Annotated in this window: 13 protein-coding genes; 10 read left to right on the forward strand and 3 right to left on the reverse strand. The window is 72.0% G+C overall.

Annotated elements, in window-relative coordinates; genetic code table 11:
• Window positions 1–75: 75 nt before the first annotated feature.
• The gene (locus tag H6693_06030; GenBank protein MCB9515733.1) at window positions 76–1,140 is read left to right on the forward strand and encodes a right-handed parallel beta-helix repeat-containing protein; all 1,065 of its coding nucleotides are present in this window, start codon (window positions 76–78) and stop codon (window positions 1,138–1,140) included.
• Here the strand turns inward: H6693_06030 and H6693_06035 are convergent.
• A complete protein-coding gene (locus H6693_06035; protein MCB9515734.1) occupies window positions 1,137–3,629 on the reverse strand; it encodes an ATP-binding protein in 2,493 nt (830 codons plus the stop codon). The two genes, H6693_06030 and H6693_06035, sit on opposite strands and share 4 nt — an antisense overlap.
• Window positions 3,630–3,682: 53 nt before the next feature.
• Here H6693_06035 and H6693_06040 point away from each other — a divergent pair, with 53 nt between their 5' ends.
• Both H6693_06040 and H6693_06045 read left to right on the forward strand, forming a co-directional pair.
• On the forward strand, window positions 3,683–4,129 hold the full coding sequence (locus tag H6693_06040) for a DUF3465 domain-containing protein (protein ID MCB9515735.1): 447 nt from the start codon (window positions 3,683–3,685) through the stop codon (window positions 4,127–4,129).
• Window positions 4,130–4,279: 150 nt separating this feature from the next.
• On the forward strand, window positions 4,280–5,293 hold the full coding sequence (locus H6693_06045) for a hypothetical protein (GenBank protein ID MCB9515736.1): 1,014 nt from the start codon (window positions 4,280–4,282) through the stop codon (window positions 5,291–5,293).
• A gap of 71 nt (window positions 5,294–5,364) precedes the next feature.
• On the opposite strand, the gene H6693_06050 is transcribed toward H6693_06045, so the two are convergent.
• The gene (locus tag H6693_06050) at window positions 5,365–6,831 is read right to left on the reverse strand and encodes an OmpA family protein (protein MCB9515737.1); all 1,467 of its coding nucleotides are present in this window, start codon (window positions 6,829–6,831) and stop codon (window positions 5,365–5,367) included.
• 172 nt (window positions 6,832–7,003) lie between these two features.
• Between H6693_06050 and dusB the strand changes: the two genes are divergently transcribed.
• From dusB to H6693_06080, 6 genes are read left to right on the forward strand one after another with little or no spacing between them, the layout of a single operon-like run.
• On the forward strand, window positions 7,004–8,002 hold the full coding sequence (gene dusB, locus H6693_06055; GenBank protein ID MCB9515738.1) for a tRNA dihydrouridine synthase DusB: 999 nt from the start codon (window positions 7,004–7,006) through the stop codon (window positions 8,000–8,002).
• Between the two features lie 20 nt (window positions 8,003–8,022).
• A complete protein-coding gene (gene larB, locus H6693_06060) occupies window positions 8,023–8,805 on the forward strand; it encodes a nickel pincer cofactor biosynthesis protein LarB (GenBank protein MCB9515739.1) in 783 nt (260 codons plus the stop codon).
• Between the two features lie 17 nt (window positions 8,806–8,822).
• A complete protein-coding gene (gene larC, locus H6693_06065) occupies window positions 8,823–10,016 on the forward strand; it encodes a nickel pincer cofactor biosynthesis protein LarC (protein MCB9515740.1) in 1,194 nt (397 codons plus the stop codon).
• Window positions 10,013–10,795: a tetratricopeptide repeat protein gene (locus H6693_06070; GenBank protein ID MCB9515741.1), complete on the forward strand. Its 783-nt coding sequence runs from the start codon at window positions 10,013–10,015 to the stop codon at window positions 10,793–10,795. Before larC ends, H6693_06070 begins: the two co-directional genes overlap by 4 nt.
• Window positions 10,792–12,180, forward strand: coding sequence for an ATP-binding cassette domain-containing protein (locus H6693_06075; GenBank protein ID MCB9515742.1), 1,389 nt, complete (start codon window positions 10,792–10,794; stop codon window positions 12,178–12,180). The genes H6693_06070 and H6693_06075 overlap by 4 nt, the downstream gene beginning before the upstream one ends.
• A gap of 3 nt (window positions 12,181–12,183) precedes the next feature.
• Window positions 12,184–13,014 carry a YihY/virulence factor BrkB family protein gene (locus H6693_06080; GenBank protein MCB9515743.1) on the forward strand — a complete coding sequence of 277 codons (831 nt, stop codon included), beginning with the start codon at window positions 12,184–12,186 and terminating at the stop codon, window positions 13,012–13,014.
• Between the two features lie 4 nt (window positions 13,015–13,018).
• Here H6693_06080 and H6693_06085 read toward each other — a convergent pair whose 3' ends face one another.
• Window positions 13,019–13,981: a hypothetical protein gene (locus tag H6693_06085; protein ID MCB9515744.1), complete on the reverse strand. Its 963-nt coding sequence runs from the start codon at window positions 13,979–13,981 to the stop codon at window positions 13,019–13,021.
• A 312-nt stretch (window positions 13,982–14,293) separates the two neighbouring features.
• On the opposite strand from H6693_06085, the gene H6693_06090 reads away from it, so the two are divergent.
• A complete protein-coding gene (locus H6693_06090; protein ID MCB9515745.1) occupies window positions 14,294–15,664 on the forward strand; it encodes a dipeptidase in 1,371 nt (456 codons plus the stop codon).
• The last annotated feature ends 17 nt before the right edge of the window (window positions 15,665–15,681 follow it).

Below are 15,681 nucleotides of genomic sequence, written 5' to 3' on the forward strand. Positions count from 1 at the left end.
CGGCGCAGCCAGATAGTGCGTTTTCGGGTGCGAATGGCGTATAATTATTGTGGGCACCGAACCGGGAGGTCCCCCATGCGCGCGCTCGTGATGCTTCTCGTCCTCTGCTGTGCGGTCGCCGCCCAGGCTGCCGTGCTCGACGTTCCCGCGGACTACGCCACCTTCGCCGACGCCGTCGCCGCCGGCGCGGCCGGCGACACGGTGCGCGTCGCCGCCGGCACCTACAGCGACAGCAGCGTCCCGCTGTTCTACGGCGGTCTCGTCTTCATCGCGGACGGCGAGGTGGTGATGAACGGCGCCACCGGCAGCGAGTACGAACCGGTGTTCTATGTCTCCTACGATGTGGAGGGCGATCCGCCGACGCAGTTCCAGGGCTTCCGCTTCGAGGGCAACTCGGTCGCGTTCAATCTGGACATGGATGCGGCGCTGGACTTCGTCGACTGCAGCTTCGTCGACAACGACCATGTCCTGTTCGGCTGCGCCGGCTCCACCGTCACTCTGCTGCGCTGCAGCTTCGAGGGCAACCACTCGCCCTACTTCGGCGCCGCGCTCTACCCCTGCCTCTGGCGCATCCTGGCCGAGGACTGCGTCTTCACGGGCAACAGCGCCGGCATGCAGGGCGGTGCGGTCTACCTCGACGTGAATCCCGTCGACGGCCCGCACCAGTTCGAGCGCTGTCTCTTCGTCGGCAACGTGTCGCCGGGGGGCGCGGCCGTCTATGTGGACGGCGGCGACGCCGTCTTCCGGAACTGCGTGTTCTGGGGCAACTCGGACGGCCCGACCATCGAGATGGAAGCCAACAACGCGCTCAGCTTCGAGAACTGCATCGTGGCGGGTAACGGCGACAAGGCCTTCGCCTGCCCGGGGGATCTGGACTTGGCGGTGAGCTGCACGGTCGTGCATGGCAACGCGGGCGGCGACTGGACCGACTGCGCCGCGGGTCTCTTGGGCGTGGACGGCAACGCCGACGTCTCGCCGCAGTTCTGCGATCCGGAGGGCGGCGACTTCCAGGTGTACTTCGGCTCCTACTGCCTGCCGGAGAACAACCCCTGCGGAGAGCTCATCGGGCTCTACGGCTGGGGCTGCGGCACCACGGGCACCGAGGAGAGCAGCTGGAGCCAGGTGAAGTCGCTCTACTAGCGCGGATCCCGTTCGTAGGCGGGTAGCCGCCGGCTGACTGGGCGGCCGGCGGCGTCCTGCATCGCGAACTCCCAGTAGGGGACCCAGGCCAGCTCGCAGTAGTCCACGCGCACGTCGCTGCGCCGCGGCTTGACGCGCCGCGTCTCGACGCTCTCCGCCGTGGCCTCCCAGCGCGCGGCGATCGCAGCGCTCTCGCGCTCGAAGTCCTCGCGCATGCTCTCGATCTCCGCTTCGAGACGCGTGATCTCCGCCTCCGACTCGGCGATGTCCAGCTTCGCCTTGCCCGTCATGCGGTGCTTGGTGACGCTCCCGGACAGGCTGCGCCGACTCTTCCGCCCGAAGAGGCCGAGCATGCCCACCAGCGTTTCACCCACCGAGAGCAGCTCTTCGCGCTTGCGCGAGGAGTACTCCATGCGGTCCTCCTCGAGCTCGCGCCGCTCGCGGTCGAGGCGCGTCTGCAGGCGGTCGAGCTGCGTGTTGAGCTTGTCGCGGAGCTTGGCCACCTCGGCGTCGCGCGCCTCGCGCTGCGCCTGGCGGACGCGACCGCGGAAGGCGGCCTCCTCCTCGCCGGGCTCGGCCTGCAGCTTGAGCGGAGGGCAGGTGAGCAGGTCGAGGCCCTGCTCGCGGTAGAGCCAGTCCTTGAAGTCGCGCTCGAGTCGCTTGATCTCGGTGGCCTTTGCGAGTTCCGCGGGCACCGTGCCGAAGCGGGCGGGCGCGGGTTCGCCGTCGAGGTCGGCGACGGCGAGGCGGGGCGTGTCGCCGGCCGCCCAGTCGAGGCCGACGCCCAGGTCGGCCGCGGCGACGAGCCGGGCGACGGGGCGGGTTTCGTCCACGCCGCGACGGCTGTCCACGAAGGACACGGCGCCGAGGGCCAGCAGTGCGGGCTCGTAGACGAGCTGCGGCGGCGCGTCCTCACGCGTGGCGGGGGCGCGCAGCGCGGCTTCGGCCTCGCGCGCGGAGACGCGCACGGGCAGGTAGGCCTGCGCGCGGCCCGGGGCGAGGGCCGGCGCGAGGCTATCGTAGGTGGTGGGCGCGGCGGCGGCCGGCGCGCTGGTCGGGGGAGCGGGGACGTCCGCCGGCTTCGCGTCCGCCGGCTTGAGCCGTGCGATCTGCTCGCGCGTCAGCGGCCCGCGCAGGTAGCTCATGGCCCAGCGCGTACGGAAGAGCAGCGGGCCGTCGGCGTGCACGTTGTGGAGCAGGAAGACGCGCGAGCCCAGCCCGCCGATCAGCGCGTCGGCGCGCGCGCGGTCCCAGCCGGCGCCTGCGGCGCCTTCGAGGCCGTCGAGGACGCGCTGCTTGTCGCGGTCGGTCTGCAGCTTGCCGATCATCCAGGTGCCGGCGTTGGACAGCGCCTTGTAGTCCAGGTCCACCGGGTTCTGCGTGGTGAGCACCACACCCAGACCCGACGCGCGCGCCTGCTTGAGCAGGGTGAGCAGCGGCGTCTTGCTGGGCGGGTTGGCCACGGGCGGCAGGTAGCCGAAGACCTCGTCGATGTAGAGCAGCGCGCGCAGGCTGGTGGTGCCCGGCTGGCGGCGCACCCAGGCCAGCACCTGCTCGAGCAGCAGGGTGACGAAGAACATCCGCTCGCTTTCACCGAGATGCGCGATGGAGAAGATGCTGTGCCGGGGACGCCCGTCGGGGGCGGTGAGGAGCGCGTCGACGTCCAGCGGCTCGCCCGTGAGCCAGGCGCCGAAGGCGGGCGAGGCCACGAGGTTGTTGAAGGCCATGGCGAGGCCAAAGCGGTCCTTGGCGGGGAAGACCGTCTCCAGGTCGAAGACGCCCAGCTTGCGCAGCGGCGGCTCCTGGATCGACGTGATCAGGCGGGCCAGATCGAGGTCCTCGCCCGCGGTCCACGCGCGCTCCATGATCTGCGACAGCAGGATGTGCTCGCGGCTCTGCAGCGGATCGGCCTCCACGCCCACCAGGCCCAGCAGCGCGCTCACCGTGCCGCGCACCTGGTCGCGCAGGGCCTCGCTGCCGGCGGTGGCGCCAGCGGGCGCGCGTAGCGACGCGAGAATTGAAACGGGCAGCCCGGCCTCCGAGCCCGGCGTCAGCAGGCGGAACTCGGCCGCGTCCCTGAGCCGCTGGATGCGCTCGGGCCCCTGGCCCCAGTCCGCGAGCCCCTGCTTCCAGGTGGCGGCCATCTTGGCGGCGTAGTCGGCGACGGAGAGGTCCTTGCGTCGGGCGTCGTCCAGATTGACCCAGGGCTCGAAGTCCGCGGGGCGCAGCTCGGGGAAGGTCAGGAGCAGATTGCCGATGTCGCCCTTGGGATCGATGAGGATCGCCGGCACCTTGTCCAGCGCCGCCTCTTCGAGCAGGTCGATGCAGAGACCCGTCTTGCCGGAGCCGGTCATGCCCACGCAGACCGCGTGGGTGGTGAGGTCGCGGGCGTCGTAGGAGATCAGCGCCTCGGGCGCGCGGTCCTCGCCCGTGTCGGGATCCACCTCGCGACCCAGATAGAACGCGCCCAGTTTCTCGGGGACTTGCACGGGACCTCCCTTTGCGCCAGTCTGCGGCGACTCTAACCGGAGGATCCTAGCCCATGTCCGTTCGCTTGAGAAGTCCGGGACGAGGTCGCCTGGTCCTGTTCGCCCTGATCCTGCTCGCGGTCTGGGCCTGGCAGCGCATGAACGGCGGGCCGGCCACGGATCCCACGCCCACGTCCAGCACCGTGGACGAGGCCCAGGCCACCCTTCAGGGCGGACAGATCTTCGAGGCCGAAGGCACGGTGGACCGCCTCCTCGACGACGACGACGAGGGCAGCCGCCACCAGCGCTTCATCCTGCGCCTGGCGTCCGGCCGGACGCTCCTCGTGGCCCACAACATCGACCTCGCGCCCCGCGTGCCGCTGTCGCGCGGTGACCGCGTCACCGTGCGCGGCGAGTACGCATCCAACGCCCAGGGTGGCGTGATCCACTGGACCCACCACGACCCCGCGGGGCGCCACCCGGGCGGCTGGATCGAGGCCGGCGGCAAGCGCTACGAATAGCTCGCCCCCGGGGGCGGGCGCGGGCGCTGCAGTTGGAAGTGTAGCGGAAACAACGGCTTGGGAAATGTTCACGTGAACATTGCGCGCCGCGCTCGCAATCAGTGTTGAGACGGGTTAGACTTGTGGTCGTGAACTCCCGGGAGGTGTGATGTGACCCGTCTGCCCGCGGTCCCGATCCTGCTGGCGCTCGCAAGCTCGGCCAGCGCGGCGACGCTCCATGTCCCCGCCGATCTCCCCGCCATCGCGGGTGCGCTGGCTGTAGCAAGCTCCGGCGACACGGTGCTCGTCTCGCCCGGCACCTACCTCGAGCACGATCTCGTGCTGCCCTCCGGCGTCGTGCTACTCGGCGACGCGGCGACCCCGGAACACGTAGTGATCGACGCGGCCGGCCAGGGCCGCGTCCTCTTTGGCGACGGCCTCGCGGCCGGCACCGAGATCGGCATGCTCACCCTACAGGGCGGCGCGACGTCCGGCAACGGCGGCGGCGCGATTCTCTCCGGCAGTTTTCTGCTGAGGGACTGCGTGATCGAGGACTGCAGCGCAGATGGCCTGGGCGGCGGCCTGCGCTTGCAGCGCGGCGAGGTTCGTCGCTGCGACTTTCGCGACAATCACGCGGGGGCCGGCGGCGGGCTTGCGATCGGCAACAGCGACACAGCGCATGTAGAGGACTGCGTCTTCGCCGGGAACACCGCCACGATCGGGGGTGCGGCAGCCTCCACCGGCTTCCTGACCCTCGTCCACTGCACGCTGGCCTTCAATACAGCAGATCGCGGGGGAGCGGTGTTCTACGGCGGTGACTCGGAGATCCAGGCTAGGACTCTCCTCGATCGCTGCCTCGTCGCCTTCAACATGGCCGCCAGCAGCAGCGGCGGTATCGACGGTTGGTACAGCGTAGGAGAAGCGCCTCACATCGACTTCGACTGCAGCGATGTCTTCGGCAACACACCGACAGAAATCGTCGGCGGCTTCCCGATGGCAGATCTCATCTATTCCGACCCCCAGTTCTGCCCCGGCGCCGGCGAGGGCCGCTACCCCATCGCCGACGGCTCGCCCTGCGCGCCGGCGAACAGCCCCTGCGGCGAGCGGATCGGCGCCTTCGACCCGGCCTGCGCGAGTACGGCCGTGGAGCGTCGCAGCTGGGGCGCGGTGAAGTCGCTCTACTGATCGCGCCGCCGGCGGCAACGAAAAAGGCGGGGGAGAGCCCCCGCCTTTCGCGTTTCAGTCGTGACCCGCGCTCAGCCCGCGGTCTTGATGCGCACGTCGATGCGGCGGTTCATCGCGCGGCCGGCCTCCGTCTCGTTGCTGGCGATGGGCTTCGACTCGCCGAATCCCACCGCGCTGAAGCGGCTGAGCACGCCGCCCATGTTGGCCTGCAGATAGTCCTGCACAGCGGTGGCGCGGCGCAGGCTGAGGGCCTGGTTGACGTCGTCGTTGCCCCGCGCGTCCGTATGGCCCTCGATCGCCACGGGGGCGTTCGGGTACACCCGCAGCGCCTGCTGCAGCTTGGTGAGCAGCTGGAAGTTCTCCGGGCGGATCTCCGACGAGCCCGTCGGGAAGGACAGCCCGTGCATGCGGATGATGAGATCGCTGCCATCCTGCAGGACCTGCGCCTCCGCGGGTTCGAACAGCCCGCGCACCTTCTCCAGCGCCTGCTGGCGCTCCTGCTCGGCCTGCATCGCCGCGGTGGTGCTGCGCTGGCGCTGCTCGAGCGCCGCCAGCTGCGCGTCGAGGGAGTCGATCGTGGCGGCGGACTGCGCGAGGCGCGCGGTCTGGTCGGACAGCTCGGACTGCAGGTTGCCGCGATCCGAGTAGAGGCTGCCCAGGGCGCTCACCACGGCGTCGGACACGGCCTTCGGTCCCTGGCTGAAGTCCGGCGCGATCTTGAGCGACTCGCAAATGGCTCCCAGGCTCTGCTCGTAGTCCAGCACGAGCGACTCCACCGTGCCCGTGTTGCGCTCGCCCGCCGCATCGGAGCGGCCGGCGATGATGCTCGCGCGCAGATAACCCCGCGACGCCTCGCGCGCCTGCTCCTTGGCCGTGGCGCGCTGGTAGCGGTCGCCGCGCAGGACGTCCTCGGCGCCGTTCAGCATGGCGTCGGCGGCGGCGAAGGTCTTGGGCGCCTTCTTGTCGGCGCCCGCGGTCAGCGCGGCCTCGCGTGAGGCATGGGCCGTGCCCAGCAGGTCCGTGCGGATGGCCTCCAGCTCGGCGCTGCGGTAGAGGTCCTGGGCGACCTCGGCCTTGCTGCGCGTCTTGTTCTGGTCGCCCTTCTCCACCTCGCGGCCGGCCTCTTCGATGGCCGCCTCGGCCGACTCCCACTGCTTGGCGGCGTACTGCGGGGCGTCGGCGGCGAGGGCGTCCGCCCGGGCTTCCAGGGCGCCGCGAAGCAGCAGCTTGCCCATCTCCTCGAGCCGCGCCACGGCGTCGAGCTTCTGGGTGGCCTCCTTGAGCTTGGCGCGGATGTCCTCGATCTTGCCGCCCTTGCCGAACTTCTGCTTGGCCTCGGCGAGCTTCTGCTGCGCCTCGGCGAACTGCTTCGGCGCGATCTGCGCCCAGTTGGCCGCCTGGCCCTCGGCCGCGCGGGTCTCCACCGCCGCGATCTCGCCCTCGATGCCCTGGGGCTGGGCCGCCGCCGGACCGGCCAGGGTGGCGGCGGCGAGGAGCGCGCCGGCGACAAAGCGGATGAATCTGCGGGGAACGAACATTCCATGACCTCCCGATGCTGGAAATGTCGCGACCGCAGAAGGTAGCAGGGTCCCCCAGGATTGCAAGATCCGCCCGTCCACGCCCGGCTTTGCGGAGCTAAATGACTTGATCTCTGTTACTTGCGCAGCGATTGGGCAGCGGCTATCCTGGGGGTCCGTCCGAAGGAGCGCCGTGACGACATCGTCCGACAAGCTGCAGCGCATCGAGCGCCTGCGCGCGGTGGTCCGCGCCGGGGGCGCGGCCTGCGCGCCCATGGCCGGCGTCACGGACCGGCCCTTCCGGCGGATCTGCCGGCGCATGGGGTCGATCTACGTCACCACCGAGTTCATCAGCAGCGTCGGGCTGGCGCGGGGGCGCGAGAAGGTTCGCGCGATGGCGGCCTACGACGAGGAGGAGCGCCCGCTGGGCATCCAGCTCTTCGGGGCGGACCCCAAGGGCATGGCGGCCGGCGCGCGGGCCGCGGCCGCGATGGGGCCGGACTTCATCGACATCAACTTCGGCTGCCCGGTGAAGAAGGTCGTGCGCACCAACGGCGGCAGCTCCTGCATGAAGGACCTCGGCCTGATGGAGACGATCATCCGCGCCGTGGACGAGGCCGTGGACCTGCCCGTCACCGTGAAGATGCGCGCGGGCTGGGATCACGACTCGCGCAACGCGCCCGAGGCCGCGCGGATGGCCGAGGCCGCGGGCGTCGCCTGGGTGGCCGTGCACGGACGCACGCGCGCGCAGCTCTACAGCGGGCGGGCCGACCTCGACATCATTCGCGAAGTGAAGGAGGCCGTGTCGATCCCGGTGATCGGCAACGGCGACGTGGTGGACGCCGCCAGCTATCAGCGCATGGTGGACGCGACCGGCGTCGACGCCGTGGTGATCGGCCGCGGCGCCATCGGCAATCCGTGGATCTTCGACGAGATCGCCGCGCACCGCGCGGGCCGGCCCTGGAGTCCGCCCTCGCTGGAGGATCGCGTCGAGCTGCTCATGGAGCACATGCTGTCCAAGGTGGACGAGCAGGGCGCCTGGCGTGGCGTCGTGGCCTTCCGCACGCAGATGGCCCAGTACCTGCGCGGGCTACCCGGCGCCGCGGCGCTCCGCAAGGAGCTCTTCGGCCTGGACGACCCCGCCGACGTGCGCGCTCGGCTGCTGGAGTACTGCCGCCGGCAGGCCGCCTAGCCGCCCGCGCAAGGAGCGCCGTGGAAGAATCCCGCATTCGCGAGCTGCTGGAAGCGCTCGCCGCCAATCGTCTCAGCGTGGACGAGGCCGTCAAGGGCCTGGCCGGCCTCAGCGTCGAGACGCTCGGCCACAGCCGCATCGACCACCACCGCGCCGTGCGCACGGGCTTCCCCGAAGTGATCTTCTGCCAGGGCAAGACGCCCGCCCAGGTGGCCGAGATCGCCGCGGCCCTGGACGCCGCCGGCAGCCGCATCCTCGCCACGCGCTGCGAGCCCGCGCACTTCGAGGCCGCGGCGGCGCGCGTCGCCGATCTCACGCATCAACCGCTGTCGCGCCTGTTCTACAAGGGCCTGCCCGTGCGCGACGAGGCCGCCGGACGCGTGCTCGTGGTGAGCGCGGGCACCAGCGACATCCCCGTGGCCGACGAGGCCGTCTGGACCGCGCGCATGGTGGGCGCGCACGTGGAGACGCTCTTCGACGCCGGCGTCGCCGGCATCCACCGCCTCACCAGCCAGCGCGAGCTGCTCGACTGGGCCGACGCCATCGTGGTCGCCGCGGGCATGGAGGGCGCCCTCGCCAGCGTGGTGGGCGGCCTGGTGCGCGTGCCGGTGATCGCGGTGCCCACGAGCGTGGGCTATGGCGCGTCCTTCGGCGGGCTCGCGGCGCTGCTCGGCATGCTGAACTCCTGCGCGGTGGGCGTGAGCGTGATGAACATCGACAACGGCTTCGGCGCGGGCCTCGCCGCGGCGCGCTTCGCGCGGGGCGTGGGCGAGGCCGTCAAGCGGGACCGGGAGTCCAGGTGAGCCGCGCGGAGGACAGCTTGCGTACCCACGTACTCCTAATTGACGCTCCCACCGGCATCGCCGGCGACATGTTCCTCGCCGGCCTCGCCGGCCTCGGCTTCGACCTCCTGTCGCTGCAGCAGGCGTTCGCGCGCGCGGGCGTCCAGCTCACGCTGGGCGCCGAGCCGGTGAAGCGCCACGGTCTCGCGGGTCTGCGCCTCGCGGCGGAGCTGCCGCACGAGCACGTCCACCGGCATCTGTCGGACTGCCTCGCGATCCTCGACCGCCTCGAACTGCCCGCTGCCGCGCGCGCGCTGGCCGGCCGCTGCTTCGAGCGTCTGGCGCGCGTGGAGGGCGAGCGGCACGGCGTGGCGCCGGAGGCCGTCCACTTCCACGAGGTGGGGGCGATGGACTCGCTGCTCGACATCGCCGGCGCCGCCCTCGGCCTCACGACTCTCGGCGTCACGCAGGTCGTCCTGCGCGATCTCGCCGTCGGGCACGGCACGGCGACGATGGCCCACGGCGCGCTGCCCCTGCCCGCGCCGGCGACGCTCGCCCTGCTCGAGGGCTTCCCCGTGCGCGAGGCGGGCTTCGAGGGCGAGCTGGTGACGCCCACCGGCGCGCTCATCCTGGCCGAGACCGCGACGCCCGCGGTCCCCGGCCTGCGCTGGCGTCCGCTGCGCACGGCCTACGGCGCCGGCACGCGCGAGCTCGCCGACCGGCCCAACCTGCTGCGGCTCACGCTGGCCGAGGCGCTGCCGGCGGCGGCGGACGGGCTCGTCCACCGCGAGTTGCCCGTGCTGCGCTGCACCGTGGACGACATGAGCGCCGAGCGCTGCGGCTTTCTCATGGAGCGGCTCTTCGAGGCGGGCGCGCTGGACGTCCACTTTCGCCCGCTGCAGATGAAGAAGAACCGCCCCGGGCTGGAGATCGAGGTGCTCTCGCCGGAGGATCGCCTCCTCGCGCTGCAGACCCTCGTGCTCACCGAGACGAGCACGCTCGGCCTGCGCATCGCGCGCGAGGAGCGCGTGGAGCTGCCCCGGGCCTTCGAGCCGGTGGAGACGCCCTTCGGAGAGGTCACGATGAAGGTGGCCACGCTTCCCGACGGCAGCCTGCGGGCCGCGCCCGAGTACGAGGACTGCGCGCGCCTCGCCCGTGCGACGGGCCGTCCGCTGGCCGACATCGAAGAGGCCGCGCGCCTGGCCTGGCGGCAGCGTCGGGACGCCAGGTGAAGCGCCCCCCGCGCCGCCGGATCGCGCGGGGCGCGCTGCTCGCCGCCCTCGCGCTGGCCCTCGCGCTGCAGGGCTGCTCGAGCCGCAAGCGCGACGCGCACAGCCCCTACGCCCTCCCCGAGGAGATGACGGGCCGCGAACCGGGCATCCGCGCCACGCTGGACGAGACCACCACCTGGGAAGCGCTCGCCGAGGCCTACTACGGCGACCGCGGCCGCGCGCGCGGACTCCGCCGCGCCAACCGCGCGCTGGGGGACACGCCCGCGGCGGGCGACCGCGTCTTCGTCCCCATGGACGAGCGCGAGCGCGCGGCCTTCGAGGAGCGCGCCACGGCCCGCGCGCCCTACAATCGCGGACTGGAGTCGGCGCGGCGCGGGGACTATCCCGCGGCGATCCTGCAGTTCCAGGAGGCGCTGCGCATCGACCCGCGCCTGGCGCGGGCGCAGTACAACCTGGGGCTCGTCTATCTGCGCGCGGGGCGTCCCGCCGAGGCCGCCGACGCGCTCGAGCGCGCCGCGGACATGCAGTCCAGCGCCGACACCCACTACGCCCTCGGCAGCGCCCGACTCGAACAGGGCGACCCGCGCCGGGCCGAGCGCGCCTTCCGCAAGGCGGTCGACGTCGACCCCTGGCACCTGCCCAGCCTCTACGCCCTCGCCCGCCTCGTGCAGAGCGACGACCCGCGCGAAGCCGCCGAACTCTGGCGCCGCGTGCTGGCGCTCGATCCCCACGGACCGCGCGGCGAGGAGGCGGCGCGGGCGCTGGGGCTCGCCCCGTGACTCCGCGCGCGCTCGTGGAAGCGCGCGGCGTGACGCTGCGCCGCGGCGAGCGTGTTCTGCTCGAGGACGTCACCGTCGGCCTCGCCGCCGGCGAGCGCTGGGTGCTCTGGGGCGCCAACGGCGCGGGCAAGAGCAGCCTCGCGCGGCTGCTGGCGGGGCTCGAGGCGCCGAGCGCCGGCGGCGTGCTGTTCGCCGCCGGGGTCGACGCGCCGCTGCCGCTGCTCGTCCCCGATCCCGACGCCCAGCTCGCCGCCGCCAGCGTGCGCGACGAGATCGCCCTCGGCGCACGCCGCCCCGGCGAGCCGCGCCTCGATCGCGCGGGCCGTGGGCCGGCCGCCGCGCGGATCGACGCCGCGCTGGCCGAGTACCGACTCGGCGCGCTGGCCCGGCGCAATCCGCACGCGCTGTCGGGGGGCGAGAAGCGCCGGCTGGCGATCGCGGCGCTGAGCGTGCTCGACAGCCCCGTCCTCCTGCTGGACGAACCCGAGCTCCACCTCGATCCGCCCTCCTGGCGCGAGACCTGCGCGCACCTGGACGCCTGGCTGGCCGGCGGCGAGCGGGCCGTGCTCGAGATCAGCCGCGATCCCGCGCGGCTCGCGGGGGCGGCCGGCCTCGCGGTGCTGCACGACGGGCGACTGATCGCGGCCGGGCCGCCGGAGCGCGTGCGCGAGGCCCTGGCGGGGCGTCCCGAGCTGGCGCTGCCCTGGCCGGGCGAGACGCCGGCCGCCGCGCCCGCTCCGCCGCCGCCGGGCGACGCGGTCCTGCGCGCCGAGGGGCTGCGCCTGGACCGTCCCAGCGGGGGCACTCCCGTGCTGGCGGGCCTCGATCTCACGCTCCACGCCGGCGAACGCGTGCTGCTCGTGGGGGATAACGGCAGTGGGAAGAGCGTCCTGCTGCTGCTCCTGGCCGGCCTGGCCGATCCGGACGCCGGCCGCCTTTGGCGCGCCCCGGACTCCGGCGAGCCCGCGCTGGCCTTTCAGGAGCCCGAGCGGGTATGCTTCGCCGAGCGGGTGGACGCGGAAGTGGCCTTCGGCCTCGAACGCCGCCTCGGCCTGCGGGGCGCGGCCCTCGCCGCGCGCGTGGAGACGGCGCTGGCGGCCGTGGGGCTGCCGGCCGCGACGTTCGCGTCGCGGGATCCGTTCCGCCTCTCCACCGGGGAGCAACGGCGGCTGGCGCTGGCCAGCATCCTGGCCCTGGAGCCGCCGCTGCTGCTGCTGGACGAACCCGCCGCCGCCCTCGATCCCGCGGGCCGCGCGGCGCTGCTGGCGGCCGTGGACGCCTGGCCCGGTGCGCTGCTCTGGGCCGACTGCCGGCCGGAGGCCGGCGAGGGCGTCCGCTGGCACCGCCGACTGCGGCTGGCGGATGGACATCTGTCGGAGGAGTGAGGGGTGAAGCGACGCCTGGGGCAAGCGCGGCGCTACCTGGTCTGGCTCTGGCGCGAGTACCAGCACGACCGCTGCGGGCAGGCCGCGGCGTCGCTGGCCTTCGGCACGCTGCTCAGCCTCGTGCCCCTGGTGGCGCTGCTGGCCTGGCTCACGCGGCCCTTCCATCGCTACATCAGCAACCCCCTGGAGTCGATGGCGCCCTTCTTCACGCCGACGCCGCGGCTGCAGGAGATCATCCAGGCCAACGTGTCCCGCTACGCCGACAACGCGGGCAAGCTGGGCGTGGTGGGGCTGGTCTTCTTCCTCTTCGTGGCCTGGGGGATGCTCGGCGCGATCGAGAGCGTGATCAACGACATCTGGCACGTGAGCCAGCGCCGCGGGCAGATGCGTCGCCTCCTGCGCTTCTGGGTGGCCATCGCGGCCGTGCCCGTGCTCTTCATCGCCAGCGCCGCGCTGAATCAGGCGCTGGAGCGCGCGGTCATCCTCAAGGGCCTCATGCAGCAGGGGTTCTACAACTGGTTGCTGGCGGACCTGCTGCCCTTCCTGCTGCTGACGGCCTCGGCGTCCATCGCCTACTGGGTGCTGCCGGCTGTTCCCGTGCGCGCGCGCGCGGCGCTGACCGGCGGCCTGGTGACGGGCGCGCTCTACAACCTGGTGCGCTGGCTCTTCGGCCTCTACGTCTCGAGCATCGGCACCTACGACAGGATCTACGGGCTGCTGGGGGTGATTCCGGCCTTTCTCATCTGGCTCGTCATCGTGTGGTCGGTGGTGCTCCTCGGCGCCGAGGTGGCCTACAGCGTGCAGCGGCCGTGGGACGAGGTGTTGCCGCCCTGAGCCGCTACTTGCCGGCCTGCAGTTCTCCGAGAACTGCCCGCAGGACGCTCGGGAACCGCGACGGCATGGGACACACAACCTCGAGGTGCACCATGAACTCCGGCGTGGTGCTGCCGTAGGGTCCGAAGACGCGCACGCGAAGCTCCGACAGCGGCACGTCGCCCGGGCGCATGCTGGGCGGGTAGATCCGCGTGGTGCCGCTAACGGGGTAGAAAATCCAGTCGCCGTCCTCGTCCACGGGGGCGAACTGGTGCAGTTCCCCCTCGTAGGTATAGCCAAAGATGGGCTGCAGCTGGATGTTCGCGCCGTTCGTGTAGGCCTGGATGGCCACCTCGGGCAGATCCTGCCACGCCTCGAGACCACTGAGATCCGGCGAGACGTAGTCGAAGCGCCAGAGCGCATCGGGCTGATCGGCGTACAGATCGCCGGTGAGGACGACCAGCCCCGGCACGTCCACCGGAACGTCGAGCTCCATGCGCGCGAAGTAGGGCTGGCTCGATCCGGTCGCGGGGGCCCCCGAGGCGACGTCGACGATGCCGCTGAAGGTCCAGCCGGCGGTGCCTTCGCTGGCGTCGGCCCAGGTCGCGCAGGGTTCCGCGGCCTTGACGAAGAACGCCTGGTGGTCCCGCAGCGTGCTGACGGTCGGCTCCGGCTGGTTCAGCCCGGGCTGGGGCAGGAAGTCGGCCTCGACGCAGGCCTCGTAGGGGCCGAAGTTGAGCTGGTACAAGCTGCGCTCGTAGCGGTTGTAGCTCGTCTTCTCCATCGCGAGGGCGGGGCCGAATGCAAGGTCCGGCTCGCGGGTGGAACGCACGCGCACGCGGGCCCCGTGGCTGATCTTGCCCGACGCGCCGGGCACGCGCACGTCTGCGGCGATGCCCACCACGGCGCCATGTGTGGCGTTGCTGGCATCGATCTCCTCAATCGACGGATTCAGGGAGAGCGGCTCCCCCTTGTGCGGATTGTTCACGACGCACTCGTTCGTGGTCGCGCACGCGGACAGAAGGACTGTCAATCCGAGGGGAAGCAGCGCAAGCCGAAGGGCCGTCATTTGATCACCACCTGGTCTGAGCGAGGGTCTGGGCTATCGCGCCGGGAGCCGTGTCGTCAAAGTTGTATATACCTCGACGTTCCGTGACAAGAGATTCCTGGCAATCGATCAACATCGTATAGCGCGCGCGAAGCCCTCAGCCGGACGGGCTTCTAGGCCCCAGGGGGCCGCTGGATCGTTCGGTCGGCCTGTGCTAGTCTCGCGCCTTGGCCCAGCCACGGAGGACGCCCCATGGACAAGGTGATCGCCGCGATCCGCGCCGCCGCCGACCGGCAGCGCGCGGAGCTCTTCGAACTGCTCAGCATCCCCAGCATCAGCGCCGATCCCGCGCACAAGCCGGACGTCCAGCGCGCGGCCCAGTGGCTCCTGGCCAAGCTGCAGGGGATGGGCATCCGCAGCGAGGTGGTGCCGACGCCGGGGCACGGGATCGTCTATGGCGAGCATCTCGCGACCGAGGGCGCGCCCACGGTGCTGCTCTACGGCCACTACGACGTGCAGCCCGTGGACCCGCTGAACCTGTGGACCACGCCGCCCTTCGAGCCCACGATCCGCGACGGCAAGGTGTTCGCGCGGGGCTCGTCCGACGACAAGGGCCAGGTGCTCTGCCACCTGCTCGCGATCGAGGCCTTCATGGAAGCGACCGGTGGCCTGCCGGTGAACCTGAAGATCGTCATCGAGGGCGAGGAGGAGGTGGGCAGCCCCAACCTCACGCCCTTCGTGGAGGCCAGCCGCGAGCGCCTGGCCTGCGACGCCGTGATGGTGAGCGACAGCGCGTTCTTCGCCAAGGGCGTGCCGAGCATCGTCTACGGCCTGCGCGGGCTGGCCTACATGGAGGTCATCGCCCACGGGCCGAACCGCGACCTGCACAGCGGCAGCTACGGCGGGGCGGTGGCGAATCCGGCCGACGCGCTCGCGGGCATGATCGCGGCGCTGCACGACGAGGACCGCCGCATCGCGGTGCCCGGGTTCTACGACAAGGTCCGCCAGCTCACGCCTGCCGAGCGCGAGGAGTACACGAGGCTGCCCCACGACGAGGAAGCCTACATGGCCGACCTGGGCGTGGACGGCCTGCAGGGCGAGGCAGGCTTCAGCACGCTCGAGCGCCTGTCGGCGCGGCCGACCCTCGAGGTCAACGGCATCTGGGGCGGCTACATGGGCGAGGGCGCGAAGACCGTGCTGCCCGCCTACGCCGGCGCCAAGATCAGCTGCCGTCTGGTGCCCGATCAGGATCCCGACGACATCGCCGCGCGCGTGGAGAAGCGCCTGCGCGAGCTGGCGCCCGCGGGCATCCGGCTGGAGTTCGTCCGACACCACGGCGGCCGGCCCTATCTCGCCGCGCCGGACAGCCCCTTCGTCGAGGCCGGCAAGGGGGCGCTGGAGGCGGCCTTCGGCAAGCGGCCCGTGATGACGCGCGAGGGCGGGAGCATCCCCGTGGTGGAGGCCTTCGGACGCCTGCTCGGCGCCCCGGCCGTGCTCATGGGCCTGGGCCTGCCGGACGACAACCTGCACTCTCCCAACGAGAAACTGGACCTGGAGCAATTCCACAAAGGCATCGAGGCGGCGGCGCAGTTCATGGCGCTGGCGGGAAAGGTGGGACGATGAGTACCTTGGAGTCGGCC

It is taken from the genome of Candidatus Latescibacterota bacterium, from assembly GCA_020633725.1.
Lineage (GTDB): Bacteria > Krumholzibacteriota > Krumholzibacteriia > JACNKJ01 > JACNKJ01 > VGXI01.

Excerpts from the sequence above, each read along its gene's own strand:
- H6693_06040 (MCB9515735.1), top strand. The coding sequence starts at position 3,683 with ATGTCCGTTCGCTTGAGAAGTCCGGGACGAGGTCGCCTGGTCCTGTTC.
- H6693_06050 (MCB9515737.1), bottom strand. The coding sequence starts at position 6,831 with ATGTTCGTTCCCCGCAGATTCATCCGCTTTGTCGCCGGCGCGCTCCTC.
- H6693_06090 (MCB9515745.1), top strand. The coding sequence starts at position 14,294 with ATGGACAAGGTGATCGCCGCGATCCGCGCCGCCGCCGACCGGCAGCGC.
- H6693_06030 (MCB9515733.1), top strand. The coding sequence starts at position 76 with ATGCGCGCGCTCGTGATGCTTCTCGTCCTCTGCTGTGCGGTCGCCGCC.